The following is a 17,891-nucleotide window of genomic DNA, read 5'->3' as shown; positions in this document are numbered from 1 at the left end:
ATGGGTGCGTCGAGAGTGTAGACACGCGTGTCGGTGGTTTCCAAGGGCGTGGCCGGGAGCGGCACGCCGGGGCCTTCAGCGCAACAGGCCCCGCGAGCGCAACAGCCCCAGCGGGCGCATCCCCCGGCGCAGCAGGTGGCCGGCGACCATGGCGATGATGCGCAGGGTGTCCGCGGTCGCGCGGTAATGGCTGGGGCGGTGGTTCTCCGGGTAGATACAGCGTACCGGGACCACCCGCACTGGAAATCCCAGCCGCTCGGCGACGATCAGGGCCTCGCTTTCGAACACGAAGCCGCGCGCCCGGTGATGACGCAGCTCGAGGCGCCGCAACAGCGCCGCGGGATACAGGCGGAACCCCGACTGCGAATCCTGCAGCGGTTGGCTCGAGGCCCACGCAATCCAGAAGTCCGCCATGCGGTTGCCGAACAGGCGCAGCGGCGGGGTATGTTCGCGGCCCTTGAGTCGGGCCCCCAGGATTAGCCGCTCGGGGGTCTCGCGCCAGGCGGCGATGAGGGCCGGGATCTCCGTGGTGTCGTGCTGGCCGTCGGCGTCCAGGGTCACCACGGCGTCGGCCCCGGTGGCCAGGGCATGCTGCATCCCGGCCCACAACGCGGCCGCCTTGCCGCCATTCTCGGGCTGCCGAAGGACCTCCGCCTGGTCCCCGATCAGGCTTGCGGTCGCATCCTCGGAGCCGTCGTCCACCACGATCACCCGGTCCACGTGGGCGCGGGCGCCGGCGACGACGTCTTCGATGGTGGCGGCCTCGTTGTGGGCCGGGATCAAGGCAACGACGTGGCTCATGGCGGGGTCAGGCGAGGGCGCCGTTGACGCCGATCACCTGACCGGACACGTAGCTGGCGGCCTCGCTGGCGAGGAAGCCGACCACACTCGCGACCTCCGCGGGCTGGCCGGCGCGGCGCATGGGTACGACGGTGCGGATACGGTCGGCATCGAAGCTTGAATCGCTCATCGGGCTTTCGATGATCCCGGGGGCGACCGCGTTGGCGGTAATCCCGCGCGAGGCGACCTCCTGGGCCAGCGAGCGAATGGCACCATGGAGCCCGGCCTTGGCCGCCGCATAGTTGGTCTGGCCGCGATTGCCGATCTGCCCGGCGACGGAGGAGATCGCCACGACCCGACCCCAGCGGGTGGTGATCATCGGCAGCAGCAGTGGCTGGGTGACGTTGTAGAAGCCGTTCAGTCCGACGTCGATCGGTCGGTCCCACTGCTCGCGGCGCATTCCGGCCAGGGGTGCATCGTCGTGGAGGCCCGCATTATGCACCAGGATCTGCACCGGTTGTTCGGCCGCCAGGGGCTCCAGGGTCTCGCGGCAGGCCCCCTCGTCGGTGATGTCGAACACCCGCACTTGGGCCTGGCCGCCGTCGGCGCGGATGGCCGCGGCTGTGGCTTCGGCCGCGGCGGCATTGCGATGGGCGTGCAGGATCACCTCATGGCCAGCCGCGGCCAGGGCTTGTGCAATGGCGGCGCCGATGGCACCGCTGGCTCCGGTAATCAGGGCGCGTGCAGTCACGGGGTCTTTTCCTCGTCGGTGGGTTGCAGGATCACCGTTGCGCGGCCGCTCAGCACCGGCTGGTCACCGGCGGTGACCCGCAGGTCGTAGATCGAGCTGTGGGTATCCGACAGGATGCGTTCGGCGTGGATCTCGAGCGGGTCGTCGAGGTCGTCGAGACGTTGGACCCGCAGTTGCAGGTTGCGCACGGCCGCCAGGTAGCCGGCCCGGGGCGGGCCGGCATCCGCCAGCAGCGCCCCGTGCACGGCCATGCCCTGGGCGCCGAATTCCAGTGCCGCCAGGGCGTGCAGGCCGCCTTCCCCACGCAGTGGGTTGGCCGGATCCCGGTGGCTGTCGGCACGGCAGTGGATGGCGTCGTCGGACCAAGCCTCGACCGAATCCAGCAGGCACATCGCCCCGGCGTGCGGCAGCAGCCGGCAGATGGCGTCGTGATCCAGGGTTTCGGGTCGCGATGGCATGCGCGGGATCTTCCTGATCCGGGCGATTGTTCAGGGCTCGATGCGGATGCTCAGCGACCGGCCCAACGGGGCGTCAAGCGTAACATGGCCGGCCGTGCCCCGGGCCAGTTGCTCCAGCAGGGGCAGGGCGCGTGCCGCCGGGTTGCTCTTGCGCAGGGCCTCCAGCTCGTCAGCCACGCAGCGATCGGCGGTGGCGGGTCCCTTGAGGTCCATCTGCAGCCGCCAGGTGGCGCCCTCCACCGGCCCCAGGCGCAGGGCGACCGCGAACGCATGGGGGATCGGACGCACGCGGATGAAGGTGTCCATCGACGGAACGTCGTAGCAGGTGAGCAGCACCTCGCCACCCTCGCACTGTTGCAGCGTCGCGGCCTCCAGCAAGCCGGCGGCCACCGTGGCGTTGTAGCCGGATACGGCGGTCGCCGGGGCCGGATTGCGGGTGGCGATCGACCAGTTACCGGCCGGGGCGTTGTGCACCGAATTGTGGAACTGGACCGGTGAGACCACCGGCTCCGGTTGGGTGAGCGCGTCGCAGATGCGATCGATGATGTCCATGTCGCCGGAGGACGAGGCGAACACGCTGCGCAGTTGGCTGCGATCGCTGTCGGTCGTGGCCTCTTCCGCCACCTTCAGGGCCAGGCGGATCGTGGTTGTGGTGCGTCGACGCTCGTTGGCGGGGAGCAGCCGCACCGGCGGGATGTTGATCGCGTCGCCCGCCAGAGGCGCCGTGCCGGCGAGGATGGCGCGGGCGGTCTCGAAGTCGTCCAGTCCCGGGCCCAGCAGTCCGACCGCATGCAGACCGATGGCGTTCATTGCGGTGCCTCCAGCAGCAGGCTGCAGTTGTTTCCGCCGAACCCGAAGGCGTTGACCAGGACCCGCCGAACCGGGCGGTCCTCGGTCTCTGCCCGTGCATCCAGGCCCAGTTCCGGGTCCGGGTGTCGCAGCCCGGCGGTCGCCGGCACGAAGCCGCCGGCCAGGCTGGCCAGTACCTGCGCGACCCCCACCGCGCCGGCGGCCCCGAGGGTATGTCCGGTCAGGCCCTTGCTGCCCACCGCGCGCGGGTTGAGGCCCAGGCGGTGGATCAGGGCGCGGGCCTCGGAACGGTCGTTGGCCGGGGTCGCGGTGGCATGCATCAGCACATAGTCGATCTCGTCGCCTTGCCGCCCCGCACGGTCCAGGGCTTGCTGTAGTGCCGTCGCGGCCCCCAGGCCTTCCGGGTGCGGGGCGGACATGTGGTGGGCATCGCTGGATTCGCCGTAACCGATCAGGAGGGGGCCGCGGGCATCCGCGGAGGGGCGCTCCAGCAGGAAGAAGCCGGCGGCCTCGCCGATGGAGATCCCGGTGCGGTCGCGATCCAGTGGGGTGCAGGGCTGCGCGGCGACCAGCTGCAGGGCGTTGAAGCCGTACAGCGTCATGCCGCACAGTCCCGCCGCGATGTAGCGCCGGGCATCGGCAAAGACCTTGGCGCTGGACGAGCAGGCAGTGGAGACCACCAGGGCGGGGCCGGACAGGCCGAGGCGGGTGGCAACAAAGTCGGCCAGCGAGAACATGTTCTGGGTGTGCTGGTAGTCGTAGTCCGGTGGCAGGGCCCCGGTCTGCGGGTCACGCCGGTGGTACGCGGCCTCGGTGGCGGCGATCCCGGAGGTGCTGGTGCCCAGCAGTACGGCCACCCGATCGGCCCCGTGGCGCTCCACTGCAGCCGCCACCGCATCGACGAAGCCGTCCTGGCGCAGCCCCAGTTCGGCGAGCTGGTTGTTGCGGCACTGGAACGGGGCCAGGGCGCCCTCGAGGGCGATGGCTTCCACACCCGGCACGCGGCCGACGTAGGTGTCCAGGTTGACGCGCTCCAGGTCGCAGGCACGCAGTCCGCTGGTGCCGTTGCGCAGGGCTTCGGCGTTGGCGGCGATCCCGGTGCCGGCGGCACTCGTCAGGGTATGGGCAGTGATGGCCAGGGGGTCCATGGACGGGCGTATCTGCGGGTTGTGGCCGGAGGGGGTTCCGGGTGGATTGGGCCAATTCGGCGTTGTGTCAGGCAGTTTGCCGGCGGCTGGCCTCGGGGGCCAGCAGGGCCGCTGCGAGGAAGGAAAATACCACGCCCAGCACCACCGTGAGGCCCATGGCCTGCAAGACCGGAAGACTGGAAAGGGCCAACAGACCGAACACCACCAGCGTGGACAGTGCGCACACGCTGACCGAGCGCAGATTGCGCAGGCGCGCCGCGGCATCCCGCAGCGGGCGGCTGAAGAACACGGCGTAATCCAGGCACAGCCCGGTGATCAGTAGCATCGCGATCAGATGGAACAGTGACAGCTGGATGCCCAGCAGGATCAGTGTGGCCAGGGTCAGCAGCAACCCGGTGCCCACCGCGGTCAGGATACGCAGGCTGCGTCCCGGCGCCCGGGTGACGACCAGCAGCAGGAGGGCCACCGCGACCATTCCCAGCGCGAGCCGTTGCAGGGCCTCGACGCGAAAGCCGATCACCAGTTCTTCGGAGGCGCGGAAGAAGTCGATGTGGCGGATATCCACCCCGTCCAGTTCCGGCACGCTGGCCAGAGGCGCGTCTTCGGCCCAGCGGGTCAGGGCATCGGGGTCATGGACGCCCTGCAGGCGCACCCAGGCGATCCAGCCAGTGCCGTCATCGCGGGGCTGGAGCAGGGGTTCCAGCGCATTGCGCAAAGGCCCGTCGGGGAGGCCCTCGGGTTCCAGCAGGTTTTGCTGACGGGCCGTCTGGATGTCGTTCACGAAGGGCTCGAAGGCCCCGCCGCGAAACCCCAGCCCTGCGCTCGCCACCGCCAGGCGTTCGCGCAGGGTATTGGGTTCCGGCAACGCGGCCTGGCGCTCGCGCTGCAGTGCGCGGCTGGGCAGGACGTTCGCGGCATGGCCAAACCCGTCCAGGGCCCCAGTCTCGCGCAGGGCTTCCAGGCCCGGCGTCAGGGCCTCGCTGCCGCGCAGGGCTTGCTCCGGCGTGTCGCCGCTGATCAGCAAGGCATGGCGGACGTCCGGCAGCCCCAGGGCGCTGCGCAGGTCCTGGTCGAGCGCAACCTGGTCCTCCGGTACCGGGTGCAGGGCGGACAGGCGATCCTCCCAGGGGAAGGGATCGGCACTCGCGACCACGATGACCGCGGCCAGAGCCAGCAGGGCCAGGCCCCAGCGCGCGATGGCGGGAGGCTGGGCGAGACCCGTCGGCAGGGGCAGGCGCAGCGGCGGCAGGCCCTCGCGCTGCAAGCGGGCGGGGACCAGCGTGGGCAGGACCCAGCGGGTGACCACGGCGGCCACGGCCACACCGGTCAATACGAACAGCCCGAGCTGGGCCATGCCGGAGAACCCGGTCATCGCCATCAGGGCATACACCAGTACCGTGCTGCCGGCCCCCAGGGCAATGGCGGGCCACAGCTCGCGCGCGACCTGCGGGAGGCGCCCGCCATCGGCCCGTCCGTCGCCGGACGGTTCATCATCGCCTCGTTGCGCATGGGCGAACAGGTGCAGCGGATAGTCGAGGGCAATGCCCAGAACGGTGATGCCGAAGGCCAGAGCGATCCCGTGCAGGTGTCCGAAGACCAGCGTAACCACGGCCGCGGCGATCAGGATGCCGCTGGCCAGTGGCACGGCCGCCAGCCAGACCGGGTGCGGATGGCGGAACACCGCCAGCAGCAGGAGCGCCAGTGCGACGCTGGCGCCGACGGTGATCCAGGTCACCTCGCCGCGGATGGTGGCACGGGAGTCCACCGCGATCACCGCCGGGCCGGCGGTCTGCAGACGCAGGTCCGGTTTGTCGAGGTCGGCGAAGGCCACATGCGTGCGTTCGATCAGGGCAGCCTGGGCATCCAGGTCCATACCGTCGGCCGCGCTGCGCAGCACCAGCAGGGCCCGTCCCCGGTCGGGGGTGACCCAGACGCCTTCGGCGCCGGTCGTCGCCTGGCCACCGCTGGCGGCGAGCTGCTCCAGGACGACCCGGGCCTCTGCGGTGGGGTCACGCGGGATCAGTTCCCGCGGCAGTTCCGGGACGGCGCTGGCGAGGTCGTCGCGGCGGGCCTCCAGGTGTTCGCTCAGGCGGTCCTGGCTAAAGTGTGCGGCATCGACCCGGGCGCTTAGCAGGTAGCGATGCTCGATCAGAAAATCCAGCGCCGGGTCGTCGGGGTCGAGGCGGCCGTTGTGGATGCCGGCAACATCGGGGGCATCTTCCAGGGCGGCGACCAGTGCATCGCTGGCTGCCGCCCGCTCGCGGGCCTCGCCACCGGCGATGGCCAGCAGCAGCATGCGTCCGGCGGGGCCGGCCCCGGGGTCCAGGGCGATCCCGTCCGCGCTGACCGGGTCCGGGGCAAAGCCCTGGAGGTCGGTGACCAGTTCGCCGCGCAGGGTCAGCGTCAGCGTGGCCAGGAGCAGGGCGGCCAGCCAGAGCGTCAGGGCAACGCGGGAGGGGTGCCGGCGCAGCAAGAACTAGTCCGTGTACTGCGGGGGTTCGAAGCGCATGCGACTGTGGTGGCCGCCAGCCTCGATGGTGACCAGTTCGCGCAGTTCGCCGCCGGCGCCGCTCAGGTTCAGTTCGGGGACCATGCGGCGCAGGGCGCGATCCTGCGGGACCAGCTCGAGGGTCCAGGCGTCGATGTCCCCCGTGACGTCGATCTCGAAGTCGGCCTCCAGGGTCTCGCGGTCGCCGGTCAGCAGGGCGCGGAATAACCCGGCCAGGGTGGCCAGGGCGGGTTGTTCACTGAGGTCGATCTCGCGGCTGGAGCCGCGGCGTTCCAGGGTGAGGGTGTCACCCTCGATGTGTACGGCCTCGCCACGCGGGCCGTCGACCTGGCGGGTAAGGGTGTCGGGGGGCTCGAAGGCCAGCGAGCCCGAGCGGGTTTCCGGAAACTCCAGCATCGGGTCGTCGCGGCGTTCCTCGAACGCGAGGGTCGCTGCCCGCTCGGTGGTCAGGGCTTCGAGCAATGCACCGAGGGTGTCGTTGGCCAGAGCCGATACAGGGACGAGAAGACCCAAGGCCAGGATCAGCGTGATGCCGGACTGGCGGATACGCGGGCCAAAGCCGTGGCCTCGCCTATTTGGATGCATCGTCCCAGAAGTCATAGAAATTGAACCAGTTGTAGGGGGCCTCGCGCACCCGCGCCTCGAGGCGGTCGGCGTAGCGTTGCACCCATTGCGCCAGGGCCTCGTCGCGTTGTCCGCGTGGGGCGTCGATGGTCTCGGCGAAGGGTTCGAAGAAGATATCGTAGCGGTTGCCCCCGCGATAGAGCCCGAAGCACAGGATCACCGGGACCTTGAGCACCGCGGCCAGCAGCAGTGGACCTTGCGGGAACAGCGCGGTGTCGCCGAGGAATTCGCAGGCGACCATTTTGTCGCTCTCGGCCACGCGGTCGCCCAGCGTCGCGATCAGCTCGCCGCGATCCAGGCACTCGCGAGCCTGGATCAGGGTCTCGGTGCGCCCCAGCGGAATCACCGAAGCAGCGACCTCGGGGTTCAGGGCCTCCAGGAACTGGGTGATGTTCTGGTTGTGGTCGTTGTACATCAGGACGCGCACGGGAAAGTCGTACTTGCCGACGGCCAGTGCGCGCAGGGCCTCGAAGCTGCCCAGGTGCGCGCCCAGCAGGATGGCGCCGTGGCCGCTGTCGACGTGCTCCAGGAAGGTCTCGCGGTTGTGCACCCGAATGTCCAGGCAGTCGTCCTTGCCGGCGAGCAGGAAGACCCGATCCAGGATGACTGCGGCGAAGCAGTGCAGATGCCGGGCCAGGTCCATCAGACGCGGCTCGCGCCCCAGTGCGCGCCGCAGATAGTTGCGGCTGTGGCGCCGCGACTGCGGGGCGAACAGCAGGAAGTAGGCGGTGATCGGGTAGAGCAGGGCACGGCTGGCGCGGCGGCCCAGGTTCAGTGCCACCCACAGGATGATGCGCAGGGCCAGTGGCGAGCCCCGTTCGGCCTGGTGGAACCAGCCGCGACTCATGGGTCCGGGGCGTCGTGGATCGTGATCAGTTGGCCGGTACAGAAGGTAACGGGGGGTTCGGCGCTGGCCGCGACCACGCGGAACGCCTGGCGGCCGCCGCGCCCGGGTGGATCGATCTCGACCCGGAACTCGGTGTCGGGCCCCAGAGGCGCGAGGAACTTGACCTGGGGGAGGGCCTCGACGGGGCCGAGACCGTGCGCACGCGCCACTGCGGCCACCTGGTCGAGGATGACCACACCGGGCACGACCGGGTGACCGGGGAAGTGCCCCGGCAGGGCGGGGTGATCGGCCCCGATGCGGCGGATGGCGGACTGGATGGAGGTGTGCATGAGGCCGGCAGCTCAGGCGCACTGACCATGGTGGGCGAGCAGGTCCAGCAGGACCTGGCGCGGCAGCTTGCCGGTCGCCGAGCGTGGCAGGTGGTCGACACGGACCAGCGGCCGCGGCAGGAACAGCGGGTCCATGCACTCGGCCAGTGCGGCCTGGATTTCGGCCGCGCTGCGATCCGGTGCCACCACCAGGGCGGCCAGCCGGGTCACTCCGTGCGCTTCCTGATCGGTGCCCGGCGGAATGAACACCCCGTCGAGTACCCCGGGGATTGCGTTGAGCCGGCGGTTGAGATCGGCCAGGGAGGCGCGTTTTCCGGCGATGTTCAGTTGATCGGCGAGACGCCCCTCCATGCGGAAGTGGCTGACGTCCCGGACCTCGATGTGGTCCGGAAGCGGGACCGCTTCGGGGTGCTGAGGTCCCTGGACGCGCGCGAGGCCGTCGTCATTGCGGTGCAGTTGCACCCCGGGGTAGGCCGTCCAGTCGGATTCGCGGGTGGTGCGGCGGGTCGCAATGGCGCCGGCCTCGGTGCAACCGTAGATCTCGTCGAGCCGGCAGCCGAACACCCGTTCGGCCTGGCCGGCCGTTTCCGGGTCCAGGGGCGCGGTTGCGCAGAGGATGCGTTCCGGGGTCGGCCACTCCAGCCCCGCACGCAGGCAGGCGCTCAGATGAAAAGGTGTGGTTACCAGGACGGCCGGGGTGCAGTCCGCCAGTGCGGCACGGATGTCCTCTGGGTAGAACGGGCGTCCGGCGAGCAGGGTGGCGTGCCCCAGCAAGGCGTACAGGAGCGTGGATTCCAGGCCGTACATGTGCTGCGGCGGGACCGTGCCGATCAGGGTCGGTCCGGAGCCATCCACCAGATCGAAGCATTCCAGCGCCTGCCAGGTGACAGCATGCAGGGCCTCCCAGCTCCGCGCATGGGCCGTGGGGGTGCCGGTGCTGCCGGAGGAGAAGGCCAGAACGGCGGTCTGGTCGGCGGGGATCTCGGGGATCGCCCCGGTGGCCTCGCCCGCTTCGCCGCGGGCGGACACCCGCAGGATCGGGATTGCGATCTCGGCATCCGGGCCGTCGACCAAGGCAGGCGCGTCCGGGTATTGGCTGGCGATCTCGGCCAGGGTAGTGCTCCCGCGGTTCGGGGGCAGCAGATTAACCTGGCCGCGCAGCAGAATGGCGGCAAAGGCGACCGCGAAGTGGTAGCGGTCCTGGCACAGGTTGAAGGCCGCCTGCGCCTGCGGCAGGCGTGCGGCCAGCGCCTGCGCGTCGGCGAGGAAGGCGGCGCGCGAGATCGCCCGATCGCCGATGCGCGCCAGCGGGGCGGGCGTGTCGGTGATCAGTGGTCGAGTGACCTGCGGGGTAGCTGTCACGGGTGCCTCAGCATCCGGTGGTGATCGACCCGCGCCAGCTCCATCAGATAGGCCAGGAAGCCGTTGTGCGGCTCGTCGCGCAGGAGCCAGCGGCGCAGCGGATACTCCAGCAGAAACAGGCCGGCCAGCAAAAGGTAGTTGATCCCGTTGGCAAACAGGGCCCAGGTGGTGGCGGTGGCGAACAGTGCCAGCCAGGCGGACACGATTGCCAGTCCGGCACACAGTAGGGCCCAGGTAATGGTGAGGTTGCGCGTGTAGCGGTGCACCGCGGGGGTGTCGGAGGCCCCCATGGCCAGGGCATAGCGCGTGATCAGCGGGGTGGAGTCGCTGCGCAGCGAACGCGCGAACAGAAGCGACAAGAGCCCCATGATCAGCACCGGCAATGCGTACAGCAGCCAGGTGGCCATCCCGCCGAGGAGCAACAGGCTTATGCCCACGGCCAGGCTCGCGGCCAGCACGCCACGTCCGGTGGCGGCCAGCGAGGCCCATGCAGCCACCAGGATCAGGCTGGCCAGGACCGCCAGCGGCACCAGCGGGATCTCGAAGGTCACGCCGAGGACGACCGCGACCGGATAACTCAGGGCCACGCAGGCGGCGAGTGGGGTGTTCACGACGTGGCTCGGTTGGCCTCGATATGGGCGCTCAGCGCACGCAAGGACGCGAAGATCTCGCGGTTGTTTTCGTCGTCCGACCGGATCTGGACGCCGTAGGCGCGGGAGATGGCCAGGGCCAACTCCAGGGCATCGATGGAATCCAGCCCCAGTCCTTCACGGAACAACGCATCTTCCGGCTCGATTTCCTCCGGCGCGACCTCCTCCAGGTTAAGGCTGTCCACGATCAGTTGGGCGACTTCCTGTTCGAACGCTGTTTGTGATGGCACGTGTTCCCCCGGTGCAGTGATGTGCGCATTTTGTGATCGCCTCCGAACTTGCCGTTCGCGCGAGGGTCACCCTGCTGTGGGCGCCGATGATACCCACACCCGAGGGGTCGTGGTACCCTCGCGACCAGACCGGGTCGCCTTTCTGGGGTTGCGGGCGGGCAAGCGGAGACGTGATTTGATACAACCGGGACAGGAAGCCGTAACCGACGGGCGCTGCCAGGTGGTGGTGATCGGAGGAGGCCCCGCCGGATCCACGGTGGCCTCCCGACTGGCGCAGAAGGGGCGCGACGTGGTGCTGCTGGAAAAGGCCCGGCATCCGCGCTTCCACATCGGCGAATCCCTGCTGCCGATGAATATGCCGTTGTTCGAGGAACTGGGCGTGGCCGAGGCCATCGCGGCAATCGGCATCCCCAAGCACGGGGCTGAGTTCACCATCCCCGAGGCGCCCGACGCGCCGCGAACCTATTACTTCGAGCGTGCCCTGAACGACGACACACCCGCGTCGGCATGCGAGGTGCGGCGTTCGGAGTTCGACCACCTGTTGCTGGAAAACAGCGCCCGCCTGGGTGTGCGGGTGCTGGAAGAGGTCACCGTATTCGATGTCGCCCTGGCCGATCCCGCCAAGGGCGGGACCCAGCGGGTCACCGCGCGCGATGCATCCGGCAACACGCTGGAGTTCGAGGCCGATTTCGTGGTCGACGCCTCGGGTCGCGATACCTTCCTGGCGCGCCGTCTGGACCTGAAGGCGCGCAACCCGGAACACAACAGCGCTGCGATCTTCGGGCACTTCAACAACGTGCCGCGGCGTCCCGGGCGCGATGCCGGCAACATCAGTATCTACTGGTTCCAGCACGGCTGGATCTGGATGATCCCGTTGCGCGACGGGGCGATGAGCGTGGGTGCGGTCTGTTTTCCCGAATACCTGAAGACGCGCAAGACCAAGCCCGAGACGTTCCTGTGGGACACGCTGAAGCTCTGCCCGCCGGCCTTCGAACGCATGCAGGGCGCGGAGCTGGCCGGCCCGGTCAACGCCACCGGCAATTTCTCCTACCGCTCCAGTCAGGCCCACGGCCCGGGTTATCTGCTGGTCGGCGATGCGTTCACCTTTGTCGACCCGGTGTTCTCCAGCGGGGTTTATATCGCCATGTCGGGGGGCTTCCGCGCCGCCGATGCGGTGGATCGCTGCCTGGAGCGTCCGGCGCTCTCCGCACGCTATCTGCGTGCTTTTGAGCGCGACGTGCGCCGGGGTGTCCGCCGTTTCTCCTGGTTGATCTATCGTTTCAACAGCCCGGTGATGCGCAAGCTGTTCATGGGGCCGCGCAATACCTTCGGGATGGAGCAGGCGGTGATCTCGCTGCTGGCCGGCGATGTCTACCGCAATACCCGTGTGCAGTGGTCGCTGCGCGCCTTCAAGACGGTGTATTACGTGCAGATGGCGCTGAATCTGCCGCGGGCACTGGCTTTCTGGGCGCGTCGTCGGCGCAACGCGCGGCTGCACTTTACCGGCGGTACCACGCCCGAAGATGAGGCCTGAGACGGCTCCCGTGGGCGAGGTGCGTGTCGGACTGGGTCGCATCGGCCCGGATGGCCTGGTGACCTTTGCGCTGTCGAATCTGATCATCCTGGCGACCGGCGGCCTGTCCTGGCTGGCGCTGTGGCTCTACACCCTGCATTGGTCGCGGCGGCGGCGCTGCCCCGGGCGCGGGGACTGCATCCTGGTGCTGGGGCAGCAGCTGGAGTCGGGCGCGCCCGGTCCGGGCTACCGCCTGCGCCTGCTGCGTGCCGTGCGTCTGGCGCGCCGGAACCCCGATGCCCGGATCCTGGTGCTGGGCGGGCAGACCTCCGTCGGGGCTCCCAGCGAGGCCGCCGCGGGCGCTGCCTTTCTGCAACACCACGGGATTGCGGCGACGCGCATCCGTACCGAAGACGCCTCGCGGCATACGCTGGAGAATCTGCGCAATGCGCGCGATCTGCTGACGGGGACGCCGGAGGCCGGTGATGCGCCCCTGGTGCTGGTGACCAGTCGCTTTCATCTCGCCCGGGCGGTTGCCATCGCGCGTGGCATGGGATTGCGCGTCTGCCCCTGTCCGGCGGAGCCGGGCTCCACCGTATCGGCGGCGCGACTGGCGCGCGAATGCTGGATGCTGCACTGGTACCACACCGGCCGCACCCTGGCGCGCCTGATCCGCCACCGGGGTATGCTCGAACGGATCAGTTGATGTTCTTCAAGCGCGAAGCGCACGAAGACACGAAGAAGGTGAAGGGCACATTCAAAGGCGTTTTCACCACAGAGGGCACAGAGTCCACGGAGAAAATCGAGGGTAGGATGTGATGAGCGTAGCGAATCGCATCGTGTCACGGCCCGGGGCTTCCCGGTCGCCCCCGGATTGATGCGTTTCGCTACGCTCAACCGCATCCTACAAAGCGCCTTTGCCTACTCTGTGATCTCCGTGTCCTCTGTGGTGAAAAGGTTTTTCGCCCTTGACCTTCTTCGTGCCTTCGTGTGCTTCGTGGTGAAAAGCGCCCTTACATCGTGCGGATACGTTCGCGTTGCGTGGCGAGTTGGTGGCGGGTGGCGTGCATCTCGGCGACGCGGTCGCGCTCCTTCTGCACCACGTCGGCCGGTGCGCGGTCGACGAAGCTCGCGTTGGAAAGCCGCTGCTCGCTCTGTTCGAGATTCTTGTCGAGCTTGCCAATTTCCTTGTCCAGGCGCGCGAGCTCGGCGTCCTTGTCGATCAGCCCGGCCAGCGGAATCAGCAGCTGCATGTCGTCGACCAGGGCCATCGCCGATTCCGGGGCCTCGTCGGCCGTGTCCAGCCAGGTGACGCTCTCGGGCTTGGCGAGGAACTCCAGCAGGCCGCGGTGGCGGGTGTAGCGCTCCTGGTCGGCGTCGGTCCAGTTCTTCACCAGCACCGGCAGCGGTTTGGCGGGGGCGATGTCCATCTCCGCCCGGATGCGGCGCAGCCCGGTGATGAAGTCCTTCACCCAGTCGAGTTCGGCGGTGGCAGTCTCGTCGCGCGGGAAGCCGTCCTGGCCGGGCCACGGACGCTGCACCAGGAACTCGATGTCGTCGCTGATGCCGGCGTGCGGCTTCACATTGGTCCAGATCGCCTCGGTGATGAACGGGGTGACCGGGTGCAGCAGGCGCAGCAGGGCCTCCAGCACGGTGACCAGGGTATTGCGCGTGGCGCGCTTGACCGCCTCCGGCGTGGCGTCGTCGTTCAGCACCGGCTTGGTCAGCTCCAGGTACCAGTCGCAGTAGTCGTGCCAGGTGAACTCGTAGAGCGTCTGCGCGGCGAGGTCGAAGCGGTAGGCATCGAGCTGCTGCGTGGCGGTCGCGGCAGTCACGGCCAGGCGGTCAAGGATCCAGCGATCGGCCAGCGTGCGGTGTTCCGCGGTATCGGCCGCGGCGGAGCAGTCGTGGCCCTCGACGTTCATCAGCACAAAGCGCGAGGCGTTCCACAGCTTGTTGCAGAAGTTGCGGTAGCCCTCGATGCGCCCGAGGTCGAACTTGATGTCGCGCCCGGTGGTGGCCAGGGCCGCCAGGGTGAAGCGCAGGGCATCGGTGCCAAAGGCGGGGAAGCCGTCGGGGAAGGCCTTGCGCGTGGCCTTCTCGATCTTCTGCGCCATCTGCGGCTGCATCAGACCGCGGGTGCGCTTGGCGACCAGGTCGTCGGCGCTGATGCCGTCGATGAGATCAATCGGATCGATCACGTTGCCCTTGGACTTGGACATCTTCTGGCCTTCCGAGTCACGGATCAGGCCGGTGACGTACACCTCGCGGAAGGGCACATCCCCCATGAAATGCTCGCCCATCATGATCATGCGGGCGACCCAGAAGAAGATGATGTCGAAGCCGGTGACCAGCACGCTGGTCGGGTAGAAGTCCTTGAGCTCCTGCGTATTCTCCGGCCAGCCGAGGGTGGAGAACGGCCACAGCGCCGAGCTGAACCAAGTGTCCAGCACGTCCTCGTCCTGTTCCAGTGTTACGTCCGCGCCCAGGCCGTGCTTCTCGCGCACCTCGTCCTCGGAGCGGCCCACGTACACGTTGCCGTCGGTGTCGTACCAGGCCGGGATGCGGTGGCCCCACCAGATCTGGCGCGAGATGCACCAGTCCTCGATGTTGCGCATCCACTCGAAGTAGGTCTTCGACCAGTTTTCCGGCACGAAGCGGATGCGGCCGTCTTCCACCGCCTTGATTGCCGGTTCGGCCAGCGGGCCGGCCTTCACGTACCACTGGTCGGTCAGGTAGGGCTCGACCACGGTGCCGGAGCGGTCGCCGCGCGGGACCATCAGCTTGTGGTCGTCGATCTTTTCGAGCAGTCCTTCCGTATCCAGGTCGTCGACAACCTTCTGCCGGGCCTGGTAGCGGTCCAGCCCGCGATAGGCTTGCGGCACGTTGTCGTTCAGGCTGGCGTCGATGGTCAGTATGTTGATCACCGGCAGGTCGTGGCGCTGGCCCATGGCGTAGTCGTTGAAGTCGTGCGCCGGGGTGATCTTCACGCAGCCGGAGCCGAACTCGGCCTCGACGTAGTCGTCGGCGATGATCGGGATCTCGCGCCCGACCAGCGGCAGCCGGATGGTCTTGCCGATCAGGTGCTGGTAGCGCTCGTCCTCCGGATGCACCGCGACGGCGGTGTCGCCCAGCATGGTCTCCGGGCGGGTGGTGGCGACGGTCAGGTGGCCGGAGCCGTCGGCCAGCGGATAGCGGAAGTGCCAGAGGTGGCCGGCTTCCTCTTCCGACAGGACTTCGAGATCGGACAGCGCGGTATGCAGCACCGGGTCCCAGTTGACCAGGCGCTTGCCGCGGTAGATCAGCCCCTGCTCATGCAGGCGTACGAAGACTTCGCGCACCGCCGCGGACAGGCCCTCGTCCATGGTGAAGCGCTCGCGCGACCAGTCCATGGAGTCGCCCAGGCGGCGCATCTGGCGCGTGATGGTGCCGCCGGATTCACCCTTCCAGTCCCACACCGCCTCGAGGAATTTTTCGCGCCCGAGGTCGTGGCGCCCCTTGCCATCGGCTGCCAGCTGGCGTTCGACCACCATCTGGGTCGCGATCCCGGCGTGGTCGGTGCCGCCCTGCCACAGGGTGCGGTCGCCGTGCATCCGGCGGTAGCGGATTAGGGTGTCCATCAGGGTGTGCTGGAAGGCATGTCCCATGTGCAGGGTGCCGGTGACATTCGGCGGCGGCAGCAGGATGCAGTAGTTGGCCTCGCCCGTCGCCGGCGGCGCGAAGATGTTCGCGGCCTCCCAGCGGTCGTACTGGGTCTGCTCGATGCTTTTCGGGTCGAAGCTCTTGTCCATGGTCGCGCCAGCGCTCGGGTCAGAATGGGGAAAGCCGCGCATTATAACGGCGCGGCCCGTCCGCCGCCTGGCAGGATTGTCTGGCCCGAGTTTGGCATCTGGCGGTTACGGCACCTGCGTAGCCGGTGCCGGAGGGCTACGGAAAGGCCGGTTGCCTCACTATCGGCCCGTTCTCGGTGGCACCTGTCGACCCGAAGCAGCCGCTCCTGACGGCCCTCCGAGGGTCTTTCGACCTCCCACGGCTCGAGCTTACTCGCTTAACCTAAAGATTGACCTCACTCCATGCGGCATGCCCGCACTGACGTCCGTCGGCATACAATTAACCCTTTCGGCCAATTCATTTCTTTGCTTTTTCCATTAAATCAATCATTCGGTCTAGAAGCTCACGTGCCGCAGTGGAATCCTTCTCCGGATTACCCTTGGCAGCCTCATCTTGGCGGGGGTTTTCAAATATCTGTCCAATTGTACTCACTACAAACTCTCGATAATCTTGTGTCTGATCTTTCTCTGAAAGCGTCTTCACCAAGTCGAGGTATGGCGCCAGCGAGAACGACAGCGCAGACTTGAATGCATACAACTCCTCGTAATCTCGCTCTCTCGCATACTGCCGAATTCCATACCCAATGAAAAATATAATCGGTATCGATGCAAGCGCTCGAAGCACAAACCCGGGCCGTGCGTAAAACGGCGCGTCAGACTCCGATGCTCCGACATCACCAGCGAGCCATATCAAAATCGCTGTTTGGAGGACAATTGCCAATCCGACCAAGGCAGCCCATATCCATTTTGATCCTGAAATCTGGTCCTTACGATTCTGGAAGGCTGCAAAAAGAGATGCGCCTACTGCCTTTTGAAGGTGCTCTTTAATTTCAGATTGAAGAGCTTCATTCTGTTCTATCAGGCCGTTGGTAGCCTCTTGATTTGTTTTAATCGCATGATCAGCTTTGTTTTCTGCATCGACGATGCGCTTGCGGTTGGCCTCAATCTCTTCATGAAACTTCCGGATATCCGCCTTTAGTGGCCCAGTTTGTTCCCTTGCGGCCATGATGGCTTCTTGGTCCGCTTTCGCCTGGGCCTTTGCGTTCCCTATTTCAGCCGAATGCTCGCTACTTTGCTCTTGATTCTTCGCACATTGTTCCGCTGCAGCATTTGTAGCCTTAAGCGTTTCCTGGACCTCTTTCTCCGCGATGCTAGCCCGATCCTTCGCTGAGTTAGCTTCGTGCGCGGAGTCCTTAGACTCTTTTGCCGCGGCCGCGGCGCTTTCAGCCTCGCGGATTAATCGTGACAAACGTAGAGAAAGCGATTCCTCTTGGTCTCCATCTAATCCATCTTCGGGTGGAAAGCGGGAAAGCGCCAAGTCGAACAAGTCTGGAGCGAGCGAAGCAGGCCCTTTCGGTAAGTTAATTGTGAGTTCACGCCGTGCCATATTAATCGTGATAGTGCCCGAGACATTCCCATGACCCGGGAACACGAGCTTCGCATTCACGCTGACGAATTTGGGGCTTTCGTCTATCGAGATTTCGTTGGCCACCGCGTCTGGGTCGCCCGTGAAGTTGGTTCCATCCTTAGCCCCCGTTAATGTTACAGTGACATTCGGTGACGTGTTACCTGAGCCACTTGACTTGATCTCCTGAGCGAACTCGAGGAAACCTTTTACGGTTGCGACATCTCGGCTGATAATCCATGCTGATTGGCGTGCCTGATTCTCTTGACGAGCCATATTTTCCCTCAAATATCCTCTATGTGTTCCATCCCAATTGACCGAGTTCGCCAATAGATCAAATCGACGTGCATTATTCGGAGTGTAGCGAACGTTCAGACTAGTCGCTTATTTCAACGGTGTGCTCTAATAGGAATGCCCATTAAGCAGAATCCAAAATAACGGCGACGGGCGGGTCTTCTGGGGCAACGCCCGTGACCCCTTGCGCAGTGCCGATGCGCCCGTGTGCGTGCCTAGCGCAGATTGGAAAAGCTCGGAGCGAAAAGAATCCGTAAGGCGGATCCACATGTATTGTGCGTCAGCTAGCTGGTCGATGGGAGTGGATTGCAGACGCTCGCTTGGAAGCTCCACCGGCCGCTTCGGGCCGAC

16 protein-coding genes are annotated in these 17,891 nt (G+C 66.9%); 2 read left to right on the top strand and 14 right to left on the bottom strand.

All coding sequences use genetic code 11. The annotated features are described in order from the left end of the window. Positions 1 to 75: 75 nt before the first annotated feature. The 12 genes from F816_RS0110450 to F816_RS0110395 all read right to left on the bottom strand — a co-directional run bounded on the left by F816_RS0110450 (position 76) and on the right by F816_RS0110395 (position 10,498). On the bottom strand, positions 76 to 801 hold the full coding sequence (locus F816_RS0110450; protein ID WP_019594689.1) for a glycosyltransferase family 2 protein: 726 nt from the start codon (positions 799 to 801) through the stop codon (positions 76 to 78). A 7-nt stretch (positions 802 to 808) separates the two neighbouring features. Next, on the bottom strand, positions 809 to 1,531 hold the full coding sequence (gene fabG / locus F816_RS0110445; protein ID WP_019594688.1) for a 3-oxoacyl-ACP reductase FabG: 723 nt from the start codon (positions 1,529 to 1,531) through the stop codon (positions 809 to 811). Then, a complete protein-coding gene (locus tag F816_RS0110440; protein ID WP_019594687.1) occupies positions 1,528 to 1,989 on the bottom strand; it encodes a hypothetical protein in 462 nt (153 codons plus the stop codon). Before F816_RS0110440 ends, fabG begins: the two co-directional genes overlap by 4 nt. Positions 1,990 to 2,019: 30 nt before the next feature. Further along, positions 2,020 to 2,799, bottom strand: coding sequence for a beta-ketoacyl synthase chain length factor (locus tag F816_RS0110435; protein WP_019594686.1), 780 nt, complete (start codon positions 2,797 to 2,799; stop codon positions 2,020 to 2,022). Beyond that, a complete protein-coding gene (locus tag F816_RS0110430) occupies positions 2,796 to 3,947 on the bottom strand; it encodes a beta-ketoacyl-ACP synthase (protein ID WP_019594685.1) in 1,152 nt (383 codons plus the stop codon). The genes F816_RS0110435 and F816_RS0110430 overlap by 4 nt, the downstream gene beginning before the upstream one ends. A gap of 67 nt (positions 3,948 to 4,014) precedes the next feature. Further along, positions 4,015 to 6,420, bottom strand: a complete 2,406-nt coding sequence (locus tag F816_RS0110425; protein ID WP_019594684.1) for an MMPL family transporter — start codon at positions 6,418 to 6,420, stop codon at positions 4,015 to 4,017. Between the two features lie 3 nt (positions 6,421 to 6,423). Further along, positions 6,424 to 6,969, bottom strand: coding sequence for a LolA-related protein (locus F816_RS0110420; protein ID WP_026333229.1), 546 nt, complete (start codon positions 6,967 to 6,969; stop codon positions 6,424 to 6,426). A gap of 58 nt (positions 6,970 to 7,027) precedes the next feature. Then, entirely contained in the window at positions 7,028 to 7,927 is a 900-nt protein-coding gene (locus tag F816_RS0110415; RefSeq protein ID WP_019594682.1) for a lipid A biosynthesis acyltransferase, read from the bottom strand. Then, positions 7,924 to 8,256 (bottom strand): hypothetical protein, encoded by a 333-nt coding sequence (locus tag F816_RS0110410; RefSeq protein WP_019594681.1) that lies wholly within the window; start codon positions 8,254 to 8,256, stop codon positions 7,924 to 7,926. The genes F816_RS0110415 and F816_RS0110410 overlap by 4 nt, the downstream gene beginning before the upstream one ends. A 12-nt stretch (positions 8,257 to 8,268) precedes the next feature. Next, complete coding sequence (locus F816_RS0110405) at positions 8,269 to 9,618, bottom strand: AMP-binding protein (protein WP_019594680.1); 1,350 nt, start codon at positions 9,616 to 9,618, stop codon at positions 8,269 to 8,271. Next, positions 9,615 to 10,229 (bottom strand): hypothetical protein, encoded by a 615-nt coding sequence (locus tag F816_RS0110400; RefSeq protein WP_018937219.1) that lies wholly within the window; start codon positions 10,227 to 10,229, stop codon positions 9,615 to 9,617. Before F816_RS0110400 ends, F816_RS0110405 begins: the two co-directional genes overlap by 4 nt. Continuing rightward, positions 10,226 to 10,498: a phosphopantetheine-binding protein gene (locus F816_RS0110395; protein WP_026182088.1), complete on the bottom strand. Its 273-nt coding sequence runs from the start codon at positions 10,496 to 10,498 to the stop codon at positions 10,226 to 10,228. The genes F816_RS0110400 and F816_RS0110395 overlap by 4 nt, the downstream gene beginning before the upstream one ends. 220 nt (positions 10,499 to 10,718) lie before the next feature. On the opposite strand from F816_RS0110395, the gene F816_RS0110390 reads away from it, so the two are divergent. Continuing rightward, positions 10,719 to 12,032 (top strand): NAD(P)/FAD-dependent oxidoreductase, encoded by a 1,314-nt coding sequence (locus F816_RS0110390; RefSeq protein WP_026333228.1) that lies wholly within the window; start codon positions 10,719 to 10,721, stop codon positions 12,030 to 12,032. Positions 12,033 to 12,042: 10 nt separating this feature from the next. Continuing rightward, positions 12,043 to 12,717 carry a YdcF family protein gene (locus F816_RS0110385; RefSeq protein ID WP_019594678.1) on the top strand — a complete coding sequence of 225 codons (675 nt, stop codon included), beginning with the start codon at positions 12,043 to 12,045 and terminating at the stop codon, positions 12,715 to 12,717. Between the two features lie 307 nt (positions 12,718 to 13,024). On the opposite strand, the gene F816_RS0110375 is transcribed toward F816_RS0110385, so the two are convergent. Together F816_RS0110375 and F816_RS14900 are read right to left on the bottom strand one after the other, a co-directional pair. Then, positions 13,025 to 15,802 (bottom strand): valine--tRNA ligase, encoded by a 2,778-nt coding sequence (locus tag F816_RS0110375; protein ID WP_019594676.1) that lies wholly within the window; start codon positions 15,800 to 15,802, stop codon positions 13,025 to 13,027. Positions 15,803 to 16,139: 337 nt separating this feature from the next. Further along, complete coding sequence (locus tag F816_RS14900; RefSeq protein WP_155998558.1) at positions 16,140 to 17,522, bottom strand: hypothetical protein; 1,383 nt, start codon at positions 17,520 to 17,522, stop codon at positions 16,140 to 16,142. Positions 17,523 to 17,891 lie beyond the last annotated feature (369 nt).

It is taken from the genome of Thioalkalivibrio sp. ALM2T, assembly GCF_000381505.1.
Lineage (GTDB): Bacteria > Pseudomonadota > Gammaproteobacteria > Ectothiorhodospirales > Ectothiorhodospiraceae > Thioalkalivibrio > Thioalkalivibrio versutus.
Note: the sequence above shows the minus strand (reverse complement) of the source record. Positions and strands in the feature narration are given on the sequence as shown.

Bases quoted from the DNA above. Each gene is read 5' to 3' on its own strand.
- F816_RS0110450 (WP_019594689.1), bottom strand. From the start codon at position 801: ATGAGCCACGTCGTTGCCTTGATCCCGGCCCACAACGAGGCCGCCACC.
- F816_RS0110440 (WP_019594687.1), bottom strand. From the start codon at position 1,989: ATGCCATCGCGACCCGAAACCCTGGATCACGACGCCATCTGCCGGCTG.
- F816_RS0110435 (WP_019594686.1), bottom strand. From the start codon at position 2,799: ATGAACGCCATCGGTCTGCATGCGGTCGGACTGCTGGGCCCGGGACTG.
- F816_RS0110430 (WP_019594685.1), bottom strand. From the start codon at position 3,947: ATGGACCCCCTGGCCATCACTGCCCATACCCTGACGAGTGCCGCCGGC.
- F816_RS0110415 (WP_019594682.1), bottom strand. From the start codon at position 7,927: ATGAGTCGCGGCTGGTTCCACCAGGCCGAACGGGGCTCGCCACTGGCC.
- F816_RS0110410 (WP_019594681.1), bottom strand. From the start codon at position 8,256: ATGCACACCTCCATCCAGTCCGCCATCCGCCGCATCGGGGCCGATCAC.
- F816_RS0110375 (WP_019594676.1), bottom strand. From the start codon at position 15,802: ATGGACAAGAGCTTCGACCCGAAAAGCATCGAGCAGACCCAGTACGAC.
- F816_RS14900 (WP_155998558.1), bottom strand. From the start codon at position 17,522: ATGGCTCGTCAAGAGAATCAGGCACGCCAATCAGCATGGATTATCAGC.